7 protein-coding genes and 1 pseudogene are annotated in these 8,776 nt (G+C 73.2%); 3 read left to right on the top strand and 5 right to left on the bottom strand.

The window, feature by feature from the left end; translation table 11 throughout:
- Positions 1 to 93: 93 nt before the first annotated feature.
- Positions 94 to 795, bottom strand: coding sequence for an SDR family oxidoreductase (locus tag QZX64_RS05920; RefSeq protein ID WP_295657679.1), 702 nt, complete (start codon positions 793 to 795; stop codon positions 94 to 96).
- 46 nt (positions 796 to 841) lie between these two features.
- Here QZX64_RS05920 and soxR point away from each other — a divergent pair, with 46 nt between their 5' ends.
- On the top strand, positions 842 to 1,321 hold the full coding sequence (soxR, locus tag QZX64_RS05915; protein WP_295657678.1) for a redox-sensitive transcriptional activator SoxR: 480 nt from the start codon (positions 842 to 844) through the stop codon (positions 1,319 to 1,321).
- A gap of 52 nt (positions 1,322 to 1,373) precedes the next feature.
- Here the strand turns inward: soxR and QZX64_RS05910 are convergent, their stop codons facing one another.
- The 3 genes from QZX64_RS05910 to QZX64_RS05900 form a co-directional block, all read right to left on the bottom strand.
- Positions 1,374 to 2,846, bottom strand: coding sequence for a methyltransferase (locus QZX64_RS05910; protein ID WP_295657677.1), 1,473 nt, complete (start codon positions 2,844 to 2,846; stop codon positions 1,374 to 1,376).
- Positions 2,847 to 2,972: 126 nt separating this feature from the next.
- Positions 2,973 to 5,279, bottom strand: coding sequence for a sodium-translocating pyrophosphatase (locus QZX64_RS05905; RefSeq protein WP_295657676.1), 2,307 nt, complete (start codon positions 5,277 to 5,279; stop codon positions 2,973 to 2,975).
- Between the two features lie 155 nt (positions 5,280 to 5,434).
- Positions 5,435 to 5,773, bottom strand: coding sequence for an STAS domain-containing protein (locus tag QZX64_RS05900; protein WP_295657675.1), 339 nt, complete (start codon positions 5,771 to 5,773; stop codon positions 5,435 to 5,437).
- Positions 5,774 to 5,928: 155 nt separating this feature from the next.
- Here QZX64_RS05900 and QZX64_RS05895 point away from each other — a divergent pair, with 155 nt between their 5' ends.
- On the top strand, positions 5,929 to 8,262 hold the full coding sequence (locus QZX64_RS05895) for a DEAD/DEAH box helicase (protein WP_295657674.1): 2,334 nt from the start codon (positions 5,929 to 5,931) through the stop codon (positions 8,260 to 8,262).
- A 10-nt stretch (positions 8,263 to 8,272) separates the two neighbouring features.
- The gene (locus QZX64_RS05890) at positions 8,273 to 8,572 is read left to right on the top strand and encodes a hypothetical protein (protein ID WP_295657673.1); all 300 of its coding nucleotides are present in this window, start codon (positions 8,273 to 8,275) and stop codon (positions 8,570 to 8,572) included.
- A gap of 7 nt (positions 8,573 to 8,579) precedes the next feature.
- On the opposite strand, the pseudogene QZX64_RS05885 reads toward QZX64_RS05890, so the two are convergent.
- Positions 8,580 to 8,776: pseudogene (locus QZX64_RS05885) on the bottom strand (hypothetical protein); the annotation flags it as partial.

Raw genomic sequence — 8,776 nt, 5'->3', positions numbered from 1 at the left:
CGCGCCAGACCACGCCTCTCCGGAGGCGCCGCTGCGGTGGCGTCGGCCGGGGCGGCGAAGCGGGTCGTCGGGTGCTCGGTGAGGACGCTCACCTCAGGCCACCTCCACCGGCACGGCCACGTCGGCGGCGACGTACCGGCCCGAGGGCGGCCGCTGCCCCAGCAGCGCCAGCAGGTGCGGCACCACGGTCTCGGGCGCCGGCCGGTCGGAGATGTCCTCGCCGGGGAAGGCGTCCTGGTGCATGGGGGTGCGCATGTCGCCCGGGTCGACGGCGTACGCCGGCAGGCCCGTCTCCACACCCCAGGTGAGCACGAAGTGGTCGAGGGCGGCCTTCGAGGCGCCGTACGCGCCCCAGGTCTCGTAGTGGCTGACCGCGGCGTCGGAGGAGATGCCGACCAGCGTGCCGCCGCGGGCGTGCAGGTGGCCGGTGAGCGCGACGAGGAGGGAGACGGGCGCGCCGGCGTTGGACCGGAGCACCTCGTCGATCTGCTCGGGCTCCAGCTCGGCGATGGGCCGCATGGGCAGGGGGCCGAGCGTGCTCGAGCAGAGCACGAGCAGGTCGAGGCCGCCGAGCTCGGCGACCAGGTGGGTGAGCTCGGCGCGGTGAGCGGCGTCGGCGACGTCGCCGGGGACGCCGTGCACGGTGGTCCCCGCGAGCGCGGCCGCGAGCCGGTCGGCGTCGCGGGCGTCGGTCACCACGACCCAGCCGCCGGCGTCGAGGGCCCTGGCGAGGGCGAGCCCGAGGCCGGAGGAGCCGCCGGTGATGAGTGCTGTGCGAGGTGTGTTCGAGGTCATGCTCCGATTGTTATAGTTCAAGTCGACTTGAGATCAAGGGGCGCACGTGCATTCACACGACCTGATGTCGATGGGCGACGTGAGCCGGCGCAGCGGCTTCGCGGCCTCCGCGCTGCGGTACTACGAGGCGGAGGGCCTGATCAGCGCCACGCGCACGCCGGGCGGCCGGCGCCAGTTCGAGCGCACCGTGCTGCGCCGGCTGGCGTTCATCCGCGCGGCCGCCAACATCGGCCTGACCCTTCCCGAGATCCGCGCCGAGCTCGACCAGCTGCCCGCGGGTCGCGTGCCGACGAAGTCGGACTGGCAGCGGATCTCCCGCCACTGGCGGGCCCGCCTGGACGCGCAGATCGGCGCGCTGGAGCGGCTGCGCGACGGCCTCGACTCCTGCATCGGCTGCGGCTGCTTCTCCCTGCAGCGCTGCCGCATCTCCAACCCGGGCGACTACCTCGCCGACAGCGAGAACGCCCCCGGTGCGGCGCTGCTGCCCGAGCCGCTCCGCCGCCCGCAGGAGCCCCGCGCCCGGTAGTCCGGGGCGGATCGCACCCGATCCGGCCGCCGGAGGTGCATTTCGCCCCGGACTACCCCGCCGTCAGGAAGCCCTCGCGCACCAGCTCGGCGACGACCGGGAGGTACGTCGTCCGCAGCTCGGCGGCGTCGCGCTCGAGGAGCTGCGCGACGGCGTCCAGGATCCGGCCCACGGCGAGGTCGCCGTCGCAGGCGCCGAGCAGGGCGGCCTCCACCGTGTCGACCCGACGGGCCCGGCGCAGGCCGCGCTGCCGGCGCACGACGATGGTCTCGGGGTCCTCGCCCCCCGGTGCCCCGGTCGCCTCCTGGCGGACGTCGGGGCGGGTCACCAGCGTCGCCGCGGCCAGGTCGGGGATCGCGGCCAGCAGGTCACGGGCGGCCGCCCACTCCCCGATGGCGGGCGCGACGGGCTGCTCCACGTCGTAGGGCCACTCCAGGAAGTCGCTGCCGCCGCCCGTGAGGTGCTTGCGCAGGTTGATCCAGCCGAACCCGACGCCCTCGATGCCCTGCTCGGCGAACCAGCCCAGCCAGGTGTCGTAGCGCTCGGCGTAGCCGGGGGACCCGTGCACGCCGGCGTCCTTGAGCCACAGCTCGACGTACGCCGCCGGGTCGAGCACCTCTCGCTGGACGACGAACGCCTCGCACGAGTCGTCGACCCAGGCGTCGAGTCGCTCGTCCCACGGCACGCCGCGCGCGATCACCCAGTTGGCGAGCACCTGGCACCAGCCGCCGGGGGTCAGCAGGTCGGGCGCGGTGCGGACGATGTGCTCGACGACGCGGTCGCCGGGCATCCCGCTGTCGCGGTAGACCAGCCGCTCGCCCGTCGCGGGAGAGATGACGAACGGCGGGTTAGTGGCGATCAGGTCGAACGCCTCCCCCGCCACCGGCTCGAAGAAGGAGCCGTCGCGCACCTCGACGCCTCCCACCTCGTTGAGGGCGGCGTTGAAGCGGGTCATCCACAGCGCCCGCGCGTTGACGTCGGTCGCCACGACCGTGCCACTGTGCCGGGCCAGGTGCAGGGCCTGCACGCCGCACCCGGTGCCGAGGTCGAGCGAGCGGCGCACCGGTGTGCGCAGGGTCTGCTGGGCCAGGCTTGTCGACGCCGGGCTGATGCCGAGCACGTGGTCGGCGCCCACCCGGCCGGGCGAGCCGTCGAGGCCCGGCGTGAGGTCGCTGACGATCCACAGGTCGCCGGGGTCGTGGTCGTACGGCGCCGCATAGGGCCGTACGTCGAGGCGCGCGGCCACCTCGCCGACCGACTGCTCGACCACGCCCTGCGCCGACAGGGCGTCGAGGAGGCCGGGCAGGGCGCGCTCGGCGTCGCCGTGCCGCACCGGCGCCTGCAGCAGGAAGAGGCGGATCAGCGTCTCGACGGGCGAGCCACCCAGGGTCGCCCGGAGGCCGGGGACGGTCTCGCTGCGGCCCAGTGCCGCGTGGGCGAGCGGGCCGAGCACCTCGGCGACCGTGTCGTGGGTGAAGTCGGCGTCGACCAGGGCGTCGCGCAGTCGCGCGGGCAGGCCGCTCATGTCAGGCCGCTGACGTGGTGCGCTCGTGGCCGGTCCGCTCCATGCGCGCATCTTGCCAAAGGCACGAGCGGCGCCCGGGGAGACCCCGGACGCCGCTCGGCGTGCTGCTCAGACGGTCGGTCGCACTCAGCCCAGCGGCGTGGTGCCCACCGGGTTCTCGTCGCTGATCGCGACCTCGCGCTGCTTGGAGATGTAGACGGCCACCGCGATGATCGCCACCGCCACCAGGGCGATGATGATGCGGACGGCGTCGTTCTCGTCGTCCCCGACGCTCATGGACACCACGGCGCTCGCGATGAGCAGCGAGACCAGGTTCATCACCTTGATGAGCGGGTTGATGGCCGGGCCCGCGGTGTCCTTGAAGGGGTCGCCGACGGTGTCGCCGATGACGGTCGCCTCGTGCGCCGCCGAGCCCTTGCCGCCGTGGTTGCCGTCCTCGACGAGCTTCTTGGCGTTGTCCCAGGCGCCGCCCGCGTTGGCGAGGAACACCGCCATCAGCGTGCCGGTGCCGATGGCACCCGCCAGGAAGCCGGCCAGCGCCGTCGCGCCGAGGCCGAAGCCGACCGCGATGGGCGCGAGCACTGCCAGGATGCCGGGCGTGATGAGCTCGCGCAGCGAGTCCTTGGTGACGATGTCGACGACCCTGCCGTACTCCGGCCGGCCGGTGCCCTCCATGATCCCGGGGATCTCCCGGAACTGCCGGCGCACCTCGAAGACGACCGCGCCCGCCGCCCGGGCGACCGCGTTGATCGCGAGGCCCGAGAACAGGAAGACGACGGCCGCGCCGAGCAGCACGCCGACGATGACGGAGGGGTTGAAGACGCGGAAGTCGAGCAGGTGCTGCTCGTCGGCCCCGACGTTGGCGTTCTCGAGCGCCTCGAAGACCGACGTCGCGTAGGAGCCGAACAGCGCGGTCGCGGCCAGCACGGCTGTCGCGATGGCGATGCCCTTGGTGATCGCCTTGGTGGTGTTGCCGACCGCGTCCAGCTCGGTGAGGATCTGCGCGCCGTCCGGGCTGACGTCGCCCGACATCTCCGCGATGCCCTGGGCGTTGTCGGAGACCGGGCCGAAGGTGTCCATGGCCACGATCACGCCGACGGTCGTCAGCAGGCCGCAGCCCGCGAGCGCGACGGCGAAGAGCGACACCGTCAGTGCCGCGCCACCCAGCAGGTAGGCACCGAAGACGGCGGCACCGATGACCAGCGTGGTGTAGACCGCGGACTCGAAGCCGACCGAGAGGCCCGAGAGGATCACGGTCGCCGCACCGGTGAGCGAGGTCTTGCCGACGTCCTTGACGGGGCGGTACTCGGTGCCGGTGTAGTAGCCGGTGAGCGCCAGGATGCCGGCGGACATCACGATGCCGATGACCACGGCGGCGGCCGCGATGAAGCGCGGGTCGCCCTCGGCGTCGGCGAGGCCCGCGGCGATGTTCTCGAACTCCGAGAAGCTGCTCGGGAGGTAGACGTAGGCGACGACCACGCTGGCCACCGCGGCGATCGCGGAGGACAGGTAGAAGGAGCGGTTGATCGTGGTCAGGCCGTTCTCGCCGGCCTTCGGCTTGGTCAGGTAGACACCCGCCACCGCGGTCAGCGCACCGATCGCGGGGATCAGCAGCGGGAAGACCAGCCCCTTGTCCCCGAACGCCTGCGAGCCGAGGATCAGCGCAGCGACCAGCGTGACGGCGTAGGACTCGAAGAGGTCGGCGGCCATGCCGGCGCAGTCGCCCACGTTGTCGCCCACGTTGTCGGCGATGGTCGCGGCGTTGCGCGGGTCGTCCTCGGGGATGTTGTTCTCCACCTTGCCGACGAGGTCGGCGCCGACGTCGGCGGCCTTGGTGAAGATCCCTCCGCCCACGCGCATGAACATGGCGAGCAGCGCCGCGCCGAAGCCGAAGCCCTCGAGCACGTCGGGTGCCTCGTCCTGGAAGAAGAGCACGACGAGGCTGGCGCCCAGCAGGCCCAGGCCTACGGTCAGCATGCCGACCATGGCGCCGGTGCGCAGGCCGATGGTCATGGCGGGCTCGCGGCCGGTGGTCTCGGCCGCGGCCGCGACGCGCAGGTTGGCGCGCACCGCCAGGTTCATGCCGAGGTAGCCCACGGCGGCGGAGAACCCGGCGCCGATGATGAAGAAGACCGAGCGGAAGATCCGCACCGTCATGTCGTCGGCAGGCAGTGCCAGCAGCGCGAAGAAGGCGATGACCGCGAAGATTCCGAGAGTCCTGAACTGCCGCGTCAGGTAGGCGTTGGCGCCCTCCTGGACGGCCTGGGCGATGTTCTTCATGTTGTCGGTGCCTTCACCGGCAGCCATCACCTGGGAACGGAACATCGCAGCCATGCCGAGCGCGCCGAGCGCGATCAGGGCGACGATGATGACCAGGGTGAGGTTGCCTCCGGTGAGGTCCGGCTCCACGACAGCGGGAAGGATCCCGGTCATGTGCGTCCTCCAAGCATTCGTCAAGGGTGGGGCGGATCGAGCCGGAGTCTACGCAGGAGTGGCCTGCCCCACCCGCACCGGTGTGACGCGTCGCACAGGTGGATCCCCGCCCAGGCGCGCACGCGCGAGGCGGGGGAGGGAGCCGGGCCGGAGGCTCAGGCGCTGGCGAGGGCGCTGGCGGCGTCGTCGTGGATGACGAACACCTTCGCCAGGCCGGTGATGCGGAAGATCTTCAGGAGGCGGTCCTGGTTGCACACGAGCATCAGCGAGCCGTCGTGGGCCCGCACCTTCTTCAGGCCGCCGACCAGGACGCCGAGGCCGGTGGAGTCGAGGAACTCGACCGCCGACAGGTCGATGACGAGGTCGTAGACGCCCTCGCCGACGAGCTCGGTGATCTTGTCCCGCAATTTGGGCGCGGTGTAGACGTCGATCTCGCCCCCGACGGCGACGACGGTCTTGCCGTCGGCCTCGCGCGTCTCAAGAGTCAGGTCCACGTTGCTCCTCAGGCGGTGTTGCCAGGGCTGTTTCTACCTCGGGGACCCCGTCTCCCCCGTGTGCCGGCAACATCAAACCATGGCTGGGTCACTGCTGCAGGGGTACACCCACAGGAGCGGCTGAAACGTCCCCGGCGTTTGCCACACTGCCACACGTGTCGATCCCTCATCCACGACCGCCACGCGGCCTGCGCGACGTCGTACGCCGCCTGAGCGAGGTGCCCGGGCGCGAGGACCGGCTCACCCACCTCGAGGTGCTGCCCCCGCGCGTGTCGTCGGCGGCGGCGTGGCCGGAGTGGACCAGTCCCGTGGTGCGCTCGGCGTTCGAGGCACGCGGGATCTCCGCACCCTGGCTGCACCAGGCGGCCGCTGCGGACGCCGCCCACGCGGGCCGGCACGTGGTGCTGGCCACGGGCACGGCCTCGGGCAAGTCGCTGGCCTACCAGCTGCCGGCCCTCTCCACGGTGCTCGCGGAGCGCGGGCCGCGCGACGACCGCGGCGCGACGGTGCTCTACCTCTCGCCGACCAAGGCCCTGGCGCAGGACCAGCTGGCCGGGCTGCTCGACCTGCGCACCGGCGTCCGGGTCACCACGCACGACGGTGACAGCAGCCGCGAGCAACGGGAGTGGGCCCGCGACCACGGCGAGTACGTCCTGAGCAACCCCGACATGCTGCACCGGTCGCTGCTGCCGGGGCACGCTCGCTGGTCGCGCTTCCTCGCGCGCCTTCGCTACGTCGTGGTCGACGAGTGCCACCACTACCGCGGCGTCTTCGGGGCCCACGTCTCGCACGTGCTCCGGCGGCTGCGACGGATCTGCGCGATGTACGGCGCCTCGCCGACGTTCGTGCTGCTCTCGGCGACCGTGGCGGAGCCGGAGGTCTTCGCCAGTCGGCTGACCGGTCTGGACGTCCTCGCCCTGACGGCTGACCACTCCCCACGCGGGCAGGTCGCGGTCGGACTGTGGGAGCCGCCCTTCGTCTCGCACGGCGGCGAGAACGGCGCGCCGGTGCGGCGCGCGGCGTCCTCGGAGACCGCCGACCTCCTGGCCGACCTGGTGGCCGAGGACGTGCGGACGCTGGCGTTCGTCCGCTCGCGCCGAGGGGCGGAGCAGGTCGCCATCACGGCCGCCGACCTGCTGGCCGAGATCGACCCGTCGCTGCCGGACCGCGTGGCGGCGTACCGCGGCGGCTACCTGCCGGAGGAGCGGCGCGCCATCGAGGACTCGCTGCGCCGCGGGGAGCTGACCGGCCTGGCCGCGACCAACGCCCTCGAGCTCGGCATCGACATCAGCGGCCTCGACGCCGTGCTGCTGGCGGGGTTCCCGGGGACGCGCGCGGCGATGTGGCAGCAGATCGGCCGGGCCGGGCGCGGCGGCCAGGACGCCCTGGCCCTGCTCGTCGCCCGGGACGACCCGCTGGACACCTACCTGGTCACCCACCCGGAGGCGCTCTTCGGCGCCCCGGTGGAGGCCTCGGTCTTCGACCCCGACAACCCCTACGTCCTGGCTCCGCACCTGTGCGCCGCGGCCGCGGAGGAGCCGCTCACCGAGGCCGACCTCCCCCTCTTCGGACCCGGGGCCCGCGAGACGCTGGACGCCGTGACGGCGGAGGGGCTGCTGCGGCGGCGGCACCACGGGTGGTTCTGGACCGACCGCCGCCGGGCCAGCGACCTGACCGACATCAGGTCGACCGGCGGCCCGCCCGTGCAGCTGGTGGAGCGCGAGACCGGCCGCGTGGTCGGCACCGTCGACGCCGGCAGCGCGCACGGCACGGCCCACCCCGGCGCGGTCTACGTGCACCGCGGCGAGACGTACCTCGTCGAGGAGCTCGACCTCGACGAGCACGTCGCGACGATCACGCGGTCCCAGCCGGCGTACTCGACCTCGGCCCGGGAGGTCACAGAGATCTCCGTCGTGAGCACCCGCGACCACCGGCCGTGGGGCGACTGCCGGCTCAGCCTCGGCGACGTCGCCGTCACCCACCAGGTGGTGTCGTTCCTGCGGCGCCGCCAGCCCGGCGGCGAGGTGCTGGGCGAGGAGCCGCTCGACCTGCCGCCGCGCGCGCTGCGGACGACGGCTGTCTGGTGGACCGTGCCCGACCGGGCGCTCGAGGAGTCCGGCCTGGCCACCGCCGACCTCCCGGGCGCCGCCCACGCCGCCGAGCACTGCAGCATCGGGCTGCTCCCGCTCTTCGCCACCTGCGACCGCTGGGACATCGGTGGCGTGTCGACCGCGCGGCACCCCGACACGGGCGACCTCACGGTCTTCGTGCACGACGGGCACCCCGGCGGAGCCGGCTTCGCGGAGCGTGGCTTCCACGCCGCCGAAGCCTGGCTGCGCGCCACCCGGGACGCCATCTCGTCGTGCTCGTGCGAGACCGGCTGTCCCTCGTGCGTGCAGTCGCCGAAGTGCGGCAACCAGAACAACCCGCTCGACAAGCACGGTGCGGTCGTCCTCCTGGACGTACTGCTACGTGGCGCTCCGGCGTAGCCTGGGTCCCATGGTCATCCTCGGGCTCGTGCTCATCATCGGCGGCGCGATCGCCGTGCTCTCCGCCATCTTCGTGAGCGAGGGCTCGGCGGAGCTGCTGGGCATCGACATGAGCGCGCTGGCGGTCTTCCTCGTCGGGGTCGCGGCGGGCGCGGCGATCCTGTGGGGCTTCGCGATCCTGAAGTGGGGCACGCGGCGCGGCATCGAGCACCGCCGTGAGCGCAAGAAGATCAACGACCTGTCCCACAAGCTCGACGCCGTCGAGGCCGAGCGGCGCACCGAGCGCGGCCCGGACGACCGCCCGCTCTGACCGCGTCTCATGGCCCCGCCCGGGCGTGGGCGACGAGGTCGCGGCCCGCACCGTGCCAGTCGGGCCCGCTGACCGCCACCTCGACCCAGACCTCCTGACCGGCCACCCGGCACGAGCGCAGGTCGGCGGCGTTGGCGCTCGCCAGCTCCCCGGCCGCCGCGCACCCGTCGCCGCCGCGCGCCACCGCGGCGGCACCCGCGAGGG

Source organism: uncultured Nocardioides sp., from assembly GCF_902805925.1.
Taxonomy (GTDB): domain Bacteria; phylum Actinomycetota; class Actinomycetes; order Propionibacteriales; family Nocardioidaceae; genus Nocardioides.
This window is presented reverse-complemented; position numbering and strand designations above follow the sequence as displayed.